Source organism: Mycobacterium sp. NGS34 (genome assembly GCF_059812845.1).
In genome coordinates, this window is the sequence record NZ_JCALDM010000008.1 from 83,168 (window position 1) to 98,234 (window position 15,067).

Consider the following 15,067-nt stretch of genomic DNA (forward strand, 5'->3'; position numbering starts at 1 on the left):
CTAGAGCGACTTGCCGACCAGTGCGACGAGGTCGATGAGGCGGTTGGAGTAGCCCCACTCGTTGTCGTACCAGGACACCACCTTGGCCTGGTCGTCGATGACCTTGGTCAGCCCGGAATCGAAGATCGAGCTGTGCGGGTCGGTGACGATGTCGCTCGACACGATCGGGGCGTCGTAGTACTTCAGGATGCCCTTGAGCCGGCCCTCGGCCGCGGCCTTGAACGCGGCGTTGATGTCCTCGGCACTGGCGGCCTTGGACAGCTCGACGGTCAGGTCGGTCACCGAGCCGGTCGGGATCGGCACCCGCAGCGCATACCCGTCCAGCTTGCCCTTGAGCTCGGGCATCACCAGCCCGATCGCCTTGGCCGCCCCGGTGGAGGTCGGCACAATGTTCAGCGCCGCCGCGCGCGCCCGGCGCAGGTCCTTGTGCGGACCGTCCTGCAGGTTCTGGTCCTGGGTGTAGGCGTGGATGGTGGTCATCAGCCCCTTGACGATGCCGAACTCGTCCTGCAGCACCTTGGTCACCGGCGCCAGGCAGTTCGTCGTGCACGAGGCGTTTGAGATGATGTTCTGGCTGCCGTCGTACTTGTCGTCGTTGACCCCCAACACGATCGTGATGTCGGGGTCGGTGGCCGGCGCGGAGATGATCACCTTCTTGGCGCCGGCGTCCAGGTGGCCCTTGGCCTTGGCGGCGTTGGTGAAGATGCCGGTGGACTCCACCACGACGTCGACGCCCAGGTCACCCCAGGGCAGTGCCGCCGGGCCTTCCTTGACCTCCAGCGCCTTGATCTTGTGGGTGCCCACCACGATGGTGTCGTCGCCCTCCAGGCTGACGTCGTAGGGCAGCCGGCCCAGGATCGAGTCGAATTTCAGCAGGTGCGCCAGGCTGGCGTTGTCGGTCAGGTCGTTGACCGCCACCACCTCGATGTCCGCGGTGCCCTGCTCCTGCTGGGCCAGCAGGGCCCGATAGAAGTTGCGGCCGATTCGGCCGAAGCCGTTGATACCTACCCGGACCGTCACTTGTCTTCTCCCTAGTCTGATTAAGCGTTCGCCGTCAGCCTAGATCAGTGACGGGCACCACTGCTTGCTGCGGGGGCAATCGCCTGCGGTAACCGGAGCGTGTCTGGTTTGTATCGGTTCGATAAGGCCCGGAATCGTCGCGTGTGCAATAGCAAGAACGAGTCATACATTCGACTCGGCTGCGGGACAGCTATGCGGTTCTGCTGCCGCATTTGATTGCGAATGCTTAAGGAGTCGACGTTGATGACGGGCTTTGATCGGTTCAACATCACAGTTGGTGCCATCGCTGGGCTGTGCGGGGCCGCCATAGCGTTGAGCCCGGATGCGGCAGCCATCCCGCTGAAGACGGGCGGCTACGCGTGCATCCAGGGGCAGTCCGGCGAGGCCGGCGCCCCGGCGGCCGGCGGGCCGGCGGGCGCCGCCGGACCATTGGCCGCGGGCGCGCCGCTGGCGGGCGCGCCGGAAGCCAGCGGCACGCCGGTGAGCGGGCCGGGAGGCGGTTCACCGGGACCCGGCGGACCCGCACCGGCCGCCACCGTCTGCACGTCCAGCGCCCCGCTCACCGACATGTCGGGCGTCCCGATAGTCGCGCCCGGCCCGGTCCCGGTGGTGCCAGCGGGTGCCCCGCTGATCGCTCTCGGGCCGCCGGTGCCCGTCGGTGCGCCGGTTCCGGTCGGTGCGCCGGTTCCGGTCGGCGCGCCGGTTCCGGTCGGTGCCCCGGTGCCGGTGGGCGCGCCGATCCCCGTGGGCGCGCCGATCCCCGTGGGCGCGCCGATCCCGGTGGGCGCGCCGATCCCAATCGGCGCCCCGGTGCCGGTGGTGCCGATCGGCGCTCCGCTGATCGCGCTCGCCGGCGGTCCCCTGGATGTCGCGGCGCCGGCCGCCCCGATCATCGACATGTCCGGGACCGGCAAGGGCGCCCCGACCGGTCCCGCTCCGGCCGGCGGCCCGGCGCCCGGTCAGCCGACCGCACCCGGGCCCGCGCGCTGACGCGGATCCTCAGCACTTACGCGAAAAACCCGCCGGGCCAAGCCCGGCGGGTTTTTCGTAGCTCAGCTGGTGTAGTTCAGCTGGGCGGCGCCTCCCACAGCAGCGGCGGCTGCGGCCGTGGCTGCGGTTGCGGCTGTGGCCGCGGCGAGTCCTGCACGATCACCGGGTCGCCGACGTGGACCGTGTTGAAGTACCACTCCGCGTCCTCGGGGCTCAGGCTGATGCAGCCGTGGCTGACATTCTCCAGCCCCATCGCGTTGACGGCCCACGGGGCCGAATGGACGAAGAGGCCGTGGCCGGTGATGCGGACGGCGTAATCAACCGGGATCCGGTATCCGTCGGGGTCGTCGACGGGGATGCCGACGCTGCTCGAATCCATGATCACCGTGCGTTCTTTGGACAGCACGGTGTAGGAGCCCACCGGCGTCGGGTACTCGGGCCTGCCCATCGAGGCCGGCAGCACGCCCGCTTCTCCCCAGTGGGGCCGGTGGTGCGGCGCGGGCAGCGTGGGCGGCGGGCCCGACTCGACCCCGTCGATGGTCACCGTGAAGGTGTGGTCCGGGATGTTGGCAACCCCGACGACGGCGGGACCCGTGGCGAATTCCGTGGCCAGGCCGCCCACCGCGAGCGCCACCGTGCTGTGCGCCGGCCAGTAGTGGTCGGGAACCCATTGCATGACTTCGTTGTCGAGCCATTCGTACTTGCCGGTCATCGGGGGCTCCGTCGTGACCCGGGCGGCACGCTCGGCGGCGCGCCGGTTGGTGACGGGCGCGCCGAACCGCACCACCACCGGGTGCGCCACGCCCACCACCTCGCCGCGCGTGGGTAGCACCGACGCGACGTCGGATCCGTACGGCTGGGTGAGCGCGGCCAGGCGTATGTCGGTCGGCGCGGCAACCACGCTCGCAGCCACAGCGCTCACCGCAAGAACACACCGAACGACCGCCCGCATGGCTCCAGTCCCTGTTTAACTGACGTGGTTGTAATAGCCATGGTACGGGCGGCGTGAAGAGCGGAAGTGCAAGGGCGCGTTAGCGATTCGATCAAGCCTGGGTCACGTTTCGGCCACGGCGTGCGAGGTGACATGGACCGGGAACTCGTCGCCGGGCTCGGGCCACGGCTGGCGGGTCAGCATGTCCGCTACCTCGACGTAGCCGGCCTCGATCACCCCGGTCTTGGCGTCGAGGATGCGGTACCACTGCTTTTGGATGTGGATCGGTTGGCCCTCGAGCACGATGACGCGGACGTCGCCCTCCTCGAACTGGCAGCGCCGTTGCACCGCCTCCAGCAGCTGCTCGTTGTGCAGGTGGCCCTCACCGAAGTTCCACCCGACCAGCGGACCGGCGACCACTTCGCCCTCCCGGATGCTGTAGTCGGCCTCGTTGGCCGCTCCCCCCAGAGCGCGGGGCAGCAAGCCGTTGAGCGCGCGGCCGTGCGTGTGCATCGCCCGGAACGCCGCCACCTTGTCGGACATCACTTCGGCGGTCCCGGCGCCGTAGAGCTTGGCCAGCTGATTCACCACGAGCGCAGAACTTTTCACGATGTCGGCCTCGATCTTGTCCTCGGCGCCCGCGCGGAAGCACCACACGCTGGTGGCCCAGTTGCCCGCGTAGTAGCGCATCGCGGGCAGGAACGAAATCTTTTCGGGGAACATGTTTCCCGCGATCACGATGGCCACCGCGACCAGGATGAGTGCGAACAGCAAGGGGGAGCGAAGGTCCGTGGCGCGGATCGCGCCGTAGTGCCCGAACAGATAGAACAGCGAGAAGATGAAGAACACGTTCCACTCCAACGGGACCCCCATCGGGAGGTTGGAAATGATGTTGAGGTGGAAGATCACCATGAACCCGATCAGGAACCATCGCCATGGCTGATCGCCGGCGACGAACACCAGGATCGTGGGAACCAGGAATTCCGCGGTGGTTCCGCCCACGTGGGCCATCACCTTCGGCAACCACGAGGGTCGCAGGTCGTTGACGTGATCGAGGTACATCGCGCGCTTGAAGGGACCGAACAGCTTGGGCCGCAGCAGCGCGTTGTTGCTCGTCATCACCGACACGACGTACGGGAAGTGGTGGTTGAGCTTGGAGGTCGCCGCTCCCCACCACAGGCACAGCATGATGATCTTGTAAGCGGAGATCTGGTCGGTGAACGGGAAGAAGAACACGAACAGTTTCAGCCAGTAGTGTTCGCCACGGGCCGCGAGAAAGATGGTCTTGTCGCGCAGACCCAGCACCGCCAGCGCCACGATCGTCGGCACCACCCGGACGGGATCGATCAGCGGGCCCGGCGCCAACAGCGCCCACACCCCGCCGGCCAGCACGACGGCATACAGCGCGACGTCGGCGACGGTGCGGGTGTCGCCGCTCGTCAGCGGCACCTTGTCCGGCCAGGCGGGCAACCGAATCGTGTTGGGCCGCAACCAATATAGAAACCCGCCGACCGGCGGCATGAACCGCCCGGTCAGCGGGCCGGAACCGCAGCCGAGGCCCAGGACCTCGAACAGCAGCGTGAACACGATGAACTTCTGGTACACGATCGGCTGCGTCCACCACTCGGCGATGTGGCCCAGCCCGCCCAGGCCGGGGGTCAGCGAGATGATCGCGGCCGGGACCGCGACGTACAACGCGATCTTGAACAGGTATAGCAGGTACACCGCATACGGGGTCCCGAAGCCGTGTTCCGCCCAGTGCCGGGTCACGATCTGCAGTCGCGTCGCCCGTGGCTGCGCCCGCCACGTGTCGGGGTCGACGTCCGGAAGCTCCGGTGACATGAATCCCATGGCGGCCTCATTCCCCTCGCAGGTGAAACCAGCTGGCACGCAGCCTAATTGAACCTTCGCAGCTCCTACCGGACCCCGGCCCCGTTGCGGGGCGGAAATCGGCGCTGCAGCTTTTCGATCAGCCCGTCGAGAGTCTCGCGTTCCTGCTGCTCGACGCGCGCCATCCGGCGAAGGCTCACGGCGCCTTCGGCGTCGCCGGCGGCTTCCGCGGCCGCGATCGCCTTCTGGTACTCGGCGAGCCGGTGGTCGAGGTGGCGACGGTTCTGGATCAGCACCCGCCGGAAGTAGTCGGCCTGGCGGCGGTCCGCCGTCGCGGCCGCCGCGGCCGGCGGCTCCACCCGGGCGGCCGTTTGCCGGACATTGACCGGACCGGGACGGACCACGCTGCTGCGGGGCCGGCGCCCGCGGCGGTCGCGAACGCTATTGGAACCGTGCCCAGCGACCGAGCGAATACCGCGCTCGTCGGACAAACCGGCGACGTCCATCTTCGCCTCTTTTCGCTGGGCAGGGTCATTGGCGGACGTAACAATACCCCCCGATCCGACCGGCGCCATAGGCTTCGACAATTGGGTACCTCGCTCGCGGGTTGGCTCGAACGCTCGTCGGGGTATCCGGTCGCTACCATCATGGGACTCGACGCGGCAATGCGGCCCCGCCGGCACCTCAAGGGAGGACTGTGACCGACACCGACAGCGCAGACATCGAGGACATCGACAAGTTCGATCCCGGTCTGACCCAGCGCGTGATGGGCGTGATGCGCCCGTTTTTGAAGACCTATTTCCGCTCCGAGGTGCACGGCTTGAATTCATTCCCGCCCGGCGGGGCGCTGGTGGTCGGCAACCACTCCGGCGGCATGTTCCCAATGGACGTACCGATTTTCAGCGTCCACTTCTACGAAAAGTTCGGCTACGACCGGCCGGTCTACACGCTGAGCCACGACATCCTGATGACCGGCCCCACGGGGCAATTCTTCCGGCGCACCGGCTACATCCGCGCCAATCGGGAGAACGCGGCCAAGGCCCTGCGGTCCGGCGGCGTGGTGGTCGTTTTCCCCGGCGGCGACTACGACGCCTACCGGCCGACGCTCGCGGAGAACGTCATCGACTTCAACGGCCGCAAGGGATATGTCAGCACGGCGATCGAGGCCGGCGTCCCCATCGTCCCGGCCGTGTCCATCGGCGGACAGGAAACCCAGCTGTACCTGTCGCGCGGCACGTGGCTGGCCGAGCGGCTGGGGGTCAAGCGCCTGCTGCGCAGCGCCATCCTGCCGCTGTCGTTCGGATTCCCGTTCGGGTTCAGCGCCGTGATCCCGCCCAATGTGCCGCTGCCCACCAAGATCGTGACGCAGGTGCTCGAACCGATCGACATCGCCGCGCAGTTCGGCGACGACCCGGACGTCGACGAGGTTGACGAGCACGTGCGTTCGGTGATGCAGCAGGCCCTGCGCGACCTCGCCGCCAAGCGCCGTTTCCCGATCCTGGGCTGAGCCATGGCATCCCGAATCGACCAGGCCCTCGGCGTTTTTGGGACGTTGCGGCGCGCGGGGATGATCGCGCCGATGCGGCCCGACCGCTATTGGAAGATCGCCGCGGCCATGCGCCGCGAGGGCATGGGCATGACGGTGGGATTCGCCGGCGCGGCGCAGCGCTGCCCCGACCGCCCCGGGCTGATCGACGAGCTCGGCACGCTGACCTGGCGGGAGCTCGACGAGCGGATCAACGCGCTGGCGGCCGCGCTGCAGGGCTTGCCCTCGGGGGCCCCCAAGGTGGTCGGCATCATGTGCCGCAATCACCGCGGTTTCGTCGAGTCGGTGGTGGCCGTCAACCGGATCGGCTCCGACGTGGTGCTGCTCAACACGTCCTTCGCCGGGCCGGCACTGGCCGAGGTGGTCGGCCGCGAAGGCGTCGACGCCGTCATCTACGACGAGGAGTTCACCGAGACGGTGGACCGCGCGCTGGCCGACCGGCCCGACGCCACCCGCATCCTGGCGTGGACCGGCGGGCAGCACGAATTGACGGTCGAGAAACTCATCACCGACCACGCCGGCCGGCGGCCGCAGCGCACCGGCCGCAAGGGCAGGATGATCCTGCTCACCTCCGGTACCACCGGAACGCCCAAGGGCGCCAACCAAACCGGCGGCAACGCCGGGATCGGCACGCTCAAGGCCATCCTGGACCGCACGCCATGGCGGGCCGAGGAGAACGTCGTGATCGTGGCGCCGATGTTCCACGCCTGGGGGTTCTCGCAACTGGTGTTCGCCGCGTCGATGGCCTGCACGGTGATCACCCGGCGCAAGTTCGACCCGGAGGCCACCCTGGATCTCGTCGACCGGCATCAGGCGACCGGCCTGGCGGTGGTGCCGGTGATGTTCGACCGGATCATGGAGCTGCCACCCGAGGTGCGAAACCGCTACAGCTGCAAGTCATTACGCTTCGCCGCGGCCTCCGGCTCGCGGATGCGCCCCGACGTCGTCACCGCGTTCATGGACCAGTTCGGCGACGTCATCTACAACAACTACAACGCGACCGAGGCCGGCATGATCGCCACCGCCACCCCGGCCGACCTGCGGGCGGCCCCCGACACCGCCGGCCGGCCGGCGGGCGGAACCGAAATCCGGATCCTGGATGCCGAATTCAACGAACTGCCCACCGGCGAGGTAGGCACCATCTACGTCCGCAACGACACCCAGTTCGAGGGCTACACGTCGGGCACGACGAAAGATTTCCACGCCGGGTTCATGTCGTCCGGCGACGTCGGTTACCTCGACGGCGCCGGGCGCCTGTTCGTCGTCGGGCGCGACGACGAGATGATCGTCTCCGGCGGCGAGAACGTCTACCCGATCGAGGTGGAGAAGACGCTCGCGGCCCATCCCGAGGTCGCCGAGGCGGCGGTCATCGGCGTGGACGACGAGCAATACGGCCAGCGGCTGGCGGCCTTCGTGGTGCTGACCCCGGGCGGGTCCGCCACGGTCGACACGCTCAAGCAACACGTGCGCGACAACCTGGCCAACTACAAGGTGCCCCGCGAGATCGCCGTCCTCGACGAGCTTCCCCGCGGCAGCACCGGCAAGATCCTGCGCAACGAACTGCTGTCCCGGGTCAACGGCTGATGCGGCTCGCGCGGACACTGAGAAAGCCGCGGCCGTTGGCGCGCGCCGCGGTCGAACTCGCCAACGCCGCCAACGGATTACGGCCGCTGGCCCGCAAGGGCTACGGCACCGTCCTGGTGTTCTGGTTCGGCTGGCCGACCTCGGAGGTCCCGGGACTCTACGCCGCCGCCTCCATGCTGGATGCGATCCGCCGCGGCCGCCGGGGGGATTTCGCCGGACAAAAAGGAAAGCTGGCGCTGGCCCTCACCGTCGCGTCCTGGCCGATCCTGGGAATGATCGGCTACCGCAGCGCGACGACCCCCGGCCCGGTCCTGGAAACCGGACTCGAGCAAGAGCTCGGATCCGACTACGCCGAGGAACTGGCCAAGCTGCCCGCGGCGGCGACCGGCCAAAAGGGCAGGGGCCGGCGCAATCCGCCGCTGCGCACCACGGTGGCCCGGCGGCGGTTCGTCGACAAAGAAAACATCGTGTCCTACGGCCCGCACGGGCGCGCAAACCTGGCCGACATCTGGCGGCGCAGCGACCTGCCGCGCGATGGCAAGGCGCCGGTGCTGTTGCAGGTGCCCGGCGGCGCGTGGATGATCGGCTGGCGCCGCCCCCAGGCGTATCCGTTGATGAGCCACCTGGTTTCGCGCGGCTGGGTGTGCGTGTCGATGAACTACCGCGTTTCGCCGTGGCACACGTGGCCCGACCACATCGTCGACGTCAAGCGCGCGCTGGCGTGGGTCAAGGAGAACATCGCGGCCTACGGCGGGGACCCGAATTTCGTTGCGATCAGCGGCGGGTCGGCCGGCGGTCATCTGTCCGCGCTCGCGGCCCTGACCGCCAACGACCCCAAGTTCCAGCCCGGCTTCGAGGAGGCCGACACGTCGGTGGTGGCGGCCGTGCCGTACTACGGGCGCTACGACTGGTATTCCACCGAGGCCGACGGGCGCGCCGAGTTCGTGGAGGTGCTCGAAAAGCTGGTGGTCAAACACAAACTCAGCACCCACCGGCACATCTACCTCGACGCCTCGCCGATCCAATACGTGCGCCCGGACGCACCACCGTTTTTCGTGCTGCACGGCAGTGACGATTCCCTGATCCCGGTCGTCGAGGCGCAGGAGTTCGTCGCCGAACTCCGGGCGGTGTCGAAGTCCCCCGTGGTCTACGCCGAATTGCCTAACGCGCAGCACGCTTTCGACATCTTCGGTTCGCCGCGCGCGCACAAATCCGCCGAGGCGGTGGCCCGGTTCTTGTCCTGGGTCTACGCGACCACTTATCTCGACCGCGGCGCCTGACTAGGGCCATAAGTCACTTATGTAGTGGCTTTAGCCTGCATGTATACCCGCCGACTAGAGACCAAACTATAACGTGTTCTAGTTCTGGCCGGTTGGCGAGTGGAGGTCCGAAGTGAGTATCGATACCGCTGGGGTCGGCGTCCGGGAAATCGACGTCGGGGCGTTGCCGACCCGGTTTGCCCGCGGCTGGCACTGCCTGGGCGTGGCCAAGGACTTCCTCGACGGCCGGCCGCACCCGGTCCACATATTCGGCACCAAGCTGGTCGTCTTCGCCGACGCCGCAGGCAATCTGCGGGTGCTCGACGCGTACTGCCGGCACATGGGCGGGGACCTGTCGCAGGGCACGATCAAGGGCGACACCGTCGCGTGCCCGTTCCACGACTGGCGGTGGGGCGGCGACGGCAGGTGCAAGGAGGTGCCGTATGCCAAGCGCACCCCGCGCATGGCACGCACCCGCACCTGGCCCACCGAGGTCCACAACGGTCTGCTGTTCGTCTGGCACGACCACGAGGGCAACCCGCCGTCACCGGAACTGCAGATCCCCGACATCCCCGAGGCCGCCAGCGCCGACTGGACCGGCTGGCGCTGGCGCAGTCAGCTCATCGAGGGTTCTAACTGCCGCGAGATCGTCGACAACATCGTCGACATGGCCCACTTTTTCTACATCCACTACGGCTTCCCGACGTACTTCAAGAACGTCTTCGAGGGCCACATCGCGTCGCAGTACCTCAGCACGGTGGGCCGGCCCGACGTGCTGCTCGGCGGATCGCATTACACCGGTGAACAATTGCTCGATTCCGAGGCTTCCTACTTCGGCCCGTCGTTCATGATCAACTGGCTGCACAACAGCTACGGCGGCTACAAAGTCGAGTCGGTCCTCGTCAACTGCCACTACCCCGTCACGCAGGACTCCTTCATGCTGCAGTGGGGCGTCATCGTGCGGAAGCCCGAGGGCATGGACGACGCCGCCACCGAGAAGCTGTCCAAGGCGTTCGCCGACGGCGTCAGCATGGGCTTCCTGCAGGACGTCGAGATCTGGAAGCACAAGACCAGAATCGAAAACCCGTTGCTGGTGGAGGAGGACGGCCCGGTCTATCAGCTGCGCCGCTGGTATCAGCAGTTCTACGTCGATGCCGCCGACGTGACGCCGCAGATGACCGACCGCTTCGAGTACGAGGTCGACACCGCCGCGGCGAACAAGCACTGGCACGCCGAGGTGGAGGAGAACCTGCGGCCTAGCACTGACCGGTGTAGTCGACCTGCCAGTGTTTGATGCCGTTGAGCCAGCCCGACCGAATCCGCTCCGGTTGCGAGACGGGAACGAGGTCGGGCATGTGGTCCGCAATGGCGTTGAACATGAGGTTGATCGTCAGCTTGGCCAGGTTGGCGCCGATGCAGTAGTGCTCGCCGGTGCCGCCAAATCCGACGTGCGGGTTGGGGTTACGCATGACGTCGAACGAGAACGGGTCGGTGAAGACGTCCTCGTCGAAGTTGGCCGAACGGTAGAACATCAGCACCCGCTGGCCCTTCTTGATCGCCACCCCGGCTAGTTCGGTGTCCGCCTTGGCCGTGCGCTGGAACGCGGTAACCGGTGTGGCCCAACGGACTATCTCGTCCGCCGCGGTCTCCGGGCGTTCCCTCTTGTAGCGCTCCCACTGGTCGGGGAAGTCGGCGAACGCCATCATGCCCTGGGTGATCGAGTTGCGCGTGGTCTCGTTGCCGGCGACCGCGAGCATCATCACGAAAAACCCGAACTCCTCCTCCGAGAGCTTCTCGCCGTCGATGTCCGCCTCGATCAGCGTGGTCACGATGTCGTCGCCGGGGTTCTCGGCCTTGGCCTCGGCCATCTTCATCGCGTAGGCCAGCACCTCCGCCGACGAGGCCTTGGGATCGACGTGCGCATACTCGGGATCCTCGGCGCCGGTCATCTCGTTCGACCACCGGAACAGCTTGCTGCGGTCCTCCTGCGGCACCCCGAGCAGCCCGGCGATGGCCTGCAGCGGCAGTTCGCACGCCACCTGTTCGACGAAATCGCCGGCAGCCTCGGCGGCGGCCGCCTTGGCGATGGCCTGCGCGCGCTCGTTGAGTTCGTCGCGCAGCCGGCCGATCGCGCGCGGCGTGAACCCGCGGGAGATGATCCTGCGCAGCCGGGTGTGGTGCGGGGGGTCCATGTTGAGCAGGACGAACCGCTGCAGGTCGATGTCTTCGCGCGCCATGTCGTCGCCGAACCGCGGGATGGCGCCGTTGAGCCAGCTGGAGAAGACGTCGTTGCGCAGCGAAACCTCTTTGACGTCCTTGTGCTTGGTGACCACCCAGAAGCCGCCGTCGTTGAAGCCACCCTTGCCGACGGGCTGGTCACACCACCAGATCGGCGCGTTGTGACGCAGCTCGGTGAGCTCCTCGACGGGTAAGCGCTCCGCGTAGATGTCCGGGTCGGTCGGGTCGAAGCCGGACGGAAGGTGAGGGCAGGGCATCAATCGCTCCTTTTGGGATCAGACCATCGTGTCGCCGGGCGGCAGCCCGAATTCGTGGTTGCCGAAGATCATGTAAGCCCGTTCGGGATCGTTGGCGGCGTGCACGCGGCCGGCGTGCGCATCGCGCCAAAACCGTTGAATCGAACCGTTACTCGCCAACGCGGTGGCGCCCGAGGCGTCGAACAGGCGGTCTATCGAGGCGACCGCGCGGGCGGTCGCGCGCACCTGGTCACGACGGGCCCTGGTGCGCAGCTCGAACGGGACCTCCCGCCCCGCAAGCAGACACGAGTACTCGTCGCCGACGTTGCCCATCAGCTGTCGCCAGGCGGCGTCGATGTCGCTGGCCGCCTCTGCGATGCGCACCTTGGCGAAGGGGTCGTCTTTGGACTTCTCGCCCGCGAACGCCGCGCGCACCCGCTGGCCCTGATGCTCGACGTGGGATTCATAGGCGCCGTAGGCCATGCCGACGATGGGCGCGGTGATAGTGGTGGGATGCATTGTGCCCCAAGGCATCCGATAGACCGGATCGGTGTTGGTCGCCAACCCGGCGGCGGTGTGGTCGTTCATCGACTTGTAGGACAGGAACCGGTGCCGGGGCACGAACACGTCCTTGATCACCAGGGTATTGCTGCCGGTGCCCTTCAGGCCGACGACATGCCAGACGTCGTCGATGCGGTAGTCGCCGATGGGGATCAGGAAGCTGCCGAAGTCGACCGGCTGGCCGTCCTTGATCACCGGGCCGCCGACGAAGGTCCACGTGGCGTGGTCGCACCCCGACGACCAGTTCCACGAGCCGTTGACCAGATAACCGCCGTCGACCACCTGACCGGCGCCCATCGGGGCATACGACGAAGAGATCCGGACGCCTGCGTTGTCGCCCCACACGTCCTGCTGGGCCTGCTGGTCGAACTGCGCGGCGTGCCAGTTGTGCACGCCGAGGATCGATGCCACCCATCCGGTGGACCCACACGCACTGGCCAGGCGGCGGACGGCCTCGAAGAACACCGTCGGATCACACTGCATGCCGCCCCACTGCCCCGGCTGCAGCAGCCGGAAGAAGCCGATTTCCTGGAGCTCGCTGACGGTGGCGTCCGGCAGCCGCCGCAGTTCCTCGGTCTCCTGGGCCCGCTGCCGCAGCTTGGGCAACAGATCGTCGATGCCGACCAGAACGGACTGGGCATCGCGTTGTTGAATCGATGTCACCGACCTACCTCCAGATGTGCGCACTGATGACTAGAGTGAGTTGCAACCATGGCTGAGCATTTTGTTGTTTCCGCTGTACAAGGCCATAAATCAAGACTTGTAACTTGTTCTAATTATGGCCGGACGGAAACCCGCGACTAGGGCAGAAAGTCCCACAAAAGACCGGGCTGGCCGATCAGTACCGCTACCTGAGCCCGGCCGCGACCTCGAGCTCGGTCAGCGCCGGCTCGATGGCGCGGGCCATCTCGTGGATGTCATTGGCGACCTCTGGGGTGGTGACAAAGCCGAAGTCCAAGTATTTCTCGTAGGAGAAGCAAGTGATGTTCAGGGCGATGTCCATGACGGGCGGGCCGAGCGGCACCAGCGATTCCAATTTGGCGCCCGCCATGTACAGCGGCATCGGCGGGCCGGGGACATTGGACACGACCAGATTGAGCGGGGCCAGGTTGCGCGAGAGCCCGGTAGCGGTATAGGCGCGGGCGGCCAGCTGCAGCAATCCCGGCGGCGTGGTCTCGGTAAGGCCCATGATCTGGTGTGCCGACAGCGCCTTGGCCATTTCTTTGGCGCTCTGGGTGCTTTCGTGGATGGCCTTCAGCCGATCAGCGGGGTCTTCGATGTCGGTGGCCAGCGACGCGGTCATCGAGCTGATCTTGTTGCCGACGTCGCTCTTGCTTTCGTCGGTGCGCGTGGAGACCGGGATCTGCGCGATGAGCGGTTTGGCCGGCAATTCATCGTGCTTCAGCAAGTACGTTCGGGCGGCCCCGGCCACGAGCGCCAGCACCACGTCGTTGAGCTTGACGCCGTAGGCGTCCTTGACGGCCTTGGCACGGTCCAGCTCGACGCGGCAGCCGGTGATCCGCCGGTGCGGAGACACCGGTGCGTTGAAGCGGGTCTTGGGCGCCTCGAAGTAGCGCGGCGGCTTGCTGCTGACGCCCAGCGCGGCGACCTGCTGACGCAGCGTCTGCTCCACCAGCCGGGCGATGCGGAAGGGCGTCTTGACGCCGACGTTGATCAGCGCGCCGATCGCGCGCCGCTCCAGCCCCGGAAGCTGGAATCCCACCAACGACCCGACCGTCTCCTTCTGCGGCGGACGGGGTTCGGGCGTGACGTCGAGCAGGATTTCGCCGAGCCCGGCGCCCGAGACTCCGTCGACAATCGCGTGGTGCATCTTGGTCAGCGTCGCGACCCGGTTGCCCTTGACGTTCTCGATGACCCAGAGCTCCCACAACGGTCGGGAACGGTCCAGCTTGTAGGACATCAGTCGACCCACCAGCTCGTCGACCTCGCGCCGGCCGCCCGGGGCCGGAACGGCGATGCGGCGGATGTGGAAGTCGATATCGAGCTCTTCGTCCTCGACGAACCACGGCCGGTCCAGCCCGAGGGGCGCGCCGGTGACCCGCCAACGCAGCTGGGGCAGCTCGGGCAGCCGCTCGATGATCAGTTCGCGGACGCGTTCAAAGCTGTATTCGGGCGCATCGGTGAGATCGCAGATCGCCAGCGCGCCCACATGCATATGCCAGCCCGCGGTTTCCGCAGACCAAAACGCCGCATCGACACTCGAAAGCCGCTTCATGCGATGACCGTAGTCCTCCCCGACCGCCACGCCCAGCAATTTGCTGGACAGGTTATCCGGCACAAATTGTTGCTCCCCGGGCAAGTAGTTTAGGGGTCACCTTCCCAGGAGGCATCGAATGTGTCGGATATCGGGTCCACAGCGGAACTCAACGCCGATGACATCCCCGTGGCCCACACCCCGCCCGGAGGTTACGGCGATGAATTCCCGCCACTGATACTGGCCGGCTGCACCGAGCCTCTAGTCGATGGAGCGCCTGACCTGAGGGGTATTTGGAGAGTCATCTCGGCCACCCGCGGAGGTGCGCCGGTGCCGGATGGCGACCCTTTATTGGGATATACCGAGCGGATTGAACAGTGCGGTAACCGAATCGTCGACTGCGGTGGCGGGACCATAGCCGATGCCCGCGCGGACGGAACCGCAGAACACGGTGTCCACGACGTGTCGGTGTTCGACTTCACGACACCCATACACGTAGTCGCCTCCTACGAGAACGGAGTGTTCGTGCTGCGACCGGTCGGCCTGCCCGGCATCGAGGTCACCCGGCGCCTAACCGAGGATGGGCACATGATCTGGACGCGACCCGACATGGGTGGCGTGCGAGTCGTGCTGGAACGGATCAGCACCGCGCGCTGA

At 67.0% G+C, this 15,067-nt stretch carries 13 protein-coding genes; 6 read left to right on the forward strand and 7 right to left on the reverse strand.

Annotated features, from left to right (window positions below; genetic code table 11):
• On the reverse strand, positions 1 to 1,020 hold the full coding sequence (gene gap / locus AC5Y7V_RS20495; protein ID WP_499881868.1) for a type I glyceraldehyde-3-phosphate dehydrogenase: 1,020 nt from the start codon (positions 1,018 to 1,020) through the stop codon (positions 1 to 3).
• Between the two features lie 243 nt (positions 1,021 to 1,263).
• On the opposite strand from gap, the gene AC5Y7V_RS20500 reads away from it, so the two are divergent.
• Positions 1,264 to 2,010: a beta-xylosidase gene (locus tag AC5Y7V_RS20500; RefSeq protein ID WP_499881869.1), complete on the forward strand. Its 747-nt coding sequence runs from the start codon at positions 1,264 to 1,266 to the stop codon at positions 2,008 to 2,010.
• 76 nt (positions 2,011 to 2,086) lie between these two features.
• Here AC5Y7V_RS20500 and AC5Y7V_RS20505 read toward each other — a convergent pair whose 3' ends face one another.
• The 3 genes from AC5Y7V_RS20505 to AC5Y7V_RS20515 all read right to left on the reverse strand — a co-directional run bounded on the left by AC5Y7V_RS20505 (position 2,087) and on the right by AC5Y7V_RS20515 (position 5,277).
• Complete coding sequence (locus tag AC5Y7V_RS20505; protein WP_499881870.1) at positions 2,087 to 2,962, reverse strand: L,D-transpeptidase; 876 nt, start codon at positions 2,960 to 2,962, stop codon at positions 2,087 to 2,089.
• Between the two features lie 102 nt (positions 2,963 to 3,064).
• Entirely contained in the window at positions 3,065 to 4,792 is a 1,728-nt protein-coding gene (locus tag AC5Y7V_RS20510; protein WP_499881871.1) for a DUF3556 domain-containing protein, read from the reverse strand.
• A gap of 65 nt (positions 4,793 to 4,857) precedes the next feature.
• Positions 4,858 to 5,277 (reverse strand): hypothetical protein, encoded by a 420-nt coding sequence (locus AC5Y7V_RS20515; protein WP_499881872.1) that lies wholly within the window; start codon positions 5,275 to 5,277, stop codon positions 4,858 to 4,860.
• A gap of 191 nt (positions 5,278 to 5,468) precedes the next feature.
• Here AC5Y7V_RS20515 and AC5Y7V_RS20520 point away from each other — a divergent pair, with 191 nt between their 5' ends.
• The 4 genes from AC5Y7V_RS20520 (at position 5,469) to AC5Y7V_RS20535 (ending at position 10,454) form a co-directional block, all read left to right on the forward strand.
• On the forward strand, positions 5,469 to 6,278 hold the full coding sequence (locus AC5Y7V_RS20520; RefSeq protein ID WP_499881873.1) for a 1-acyl-sn-glycerol-3-phosphate acyltransferase: 810 nt from the start codon (positions 5,469 to 5,471) through the stop codon (positions 6,276 to 6,278).
• A gap of 3 nt (positions 6,279 to 6,281) precedes the next feature.
• Complete coding sequence (gene fadD12 / locus AC5Y7V_RS20525; RefSeq protein ID WP_499881874.1) at positions 6,282 to 7,901, forward strand: acyl-CoA ligase FadD12; 1,620 nt, start codon at positions 6,282 to 6,284, stop codon at positions 7,899 to 7,901.
• Positions 7,901 to 9,181, forward strand: a complete 1,281-nt coding sequence (locus tag AC5Y7V_RS20530; protein ID WP_499881875.1) for an alpha/beta hydrolase — start codon at positions 7,901 to 7,903, stop codon at positions 9,179 to 9,181. Before fadD12 ends, AC5Y7V_RS20530 begins: the two co-directional genes overlap by 1 nt.
• Before the next feature lie 112 nt (positions 9,182 to 9,293).
• Positions 9,294 to 10,454: a 3-ketosteroid-9-alpha-monooxygenase, oxygenase component gene (locus tag AC5Y7V_RS20535; protein ID WP_499881876.1), complete on the forward strand. Its 1,161-nt coding sequence runs from the start codon at positions 9,294 to 9,296 to the stop codon at positions 10,452 to 10,454.
• Here the strand turns inward: AC5Y7V_RS20535 and AC5Y7V_RS20540 are convergent.
• From AC5Y7V_RS20540 to AC5Y7V_RS20550, 3 genes are all read right to left on the reverse strand, one after another.
• Complete coding sequence (locus AC5Y7V_RS20540) at positions 10,417 to 11,655, reverse strand: cytochrome P450 (RefSeq protein WP_499881877.1); 1,239 nt, start codon at positions 11,653 to 11,655, stop codon at positions 10,417 to 10,419. The two genes, AC5Y7V_RS20535 and AC5Y7V_RS20540, sit on opposite strands and share 38 nt — an antisense overlap.
• An 18-nt stretch (positions 11,656 to 11,673) precedes the next feature.
• A complete protein-coding gene (hsaA, locus tag AC5Y7V_RS20545) occupies positions 11,674 to 12,858 on the reverse strand; it encodes a 3-hydroxy-9,10-secoandrosta-1,3,5(10)-triene-9,17-dione monooxygenase oxygenase subunit (protein ID WP_499881878.1) in 1,185 nt (394 codons plus the stop codon).
• A gap of 184 nt (positions 12,859 to 13,042) precedes the next feature.
• Positions 13,043 to 14,431, reverse strand: coding sequence for a WS/DGAT/MGAT family O-acyltransferase (locus AC5Y7V_RS20550; protein ID WP_499881879.1), 1,389 nt, complete (start codon positions 14,429 to 14,431; stop codon positions 13,043 to 13,045).
• A 441-nt stretch (positions 14,432 to 14,872) separates the two neighbouring features.
• Between AC5Y7V_RS20550 and AC5Y7V_RS20555 the strand changes: the two genes are divergently transcribed.
• Positions 14,873 to 15,067, forward strand: coding sequence for a hypothetical protein (locus AC5Y7V_RS20555; protein WP_499881880.1), 195 nt, complete (start codon positions 14,873 to 14,875; stop codon positions 15,065 to 15,067).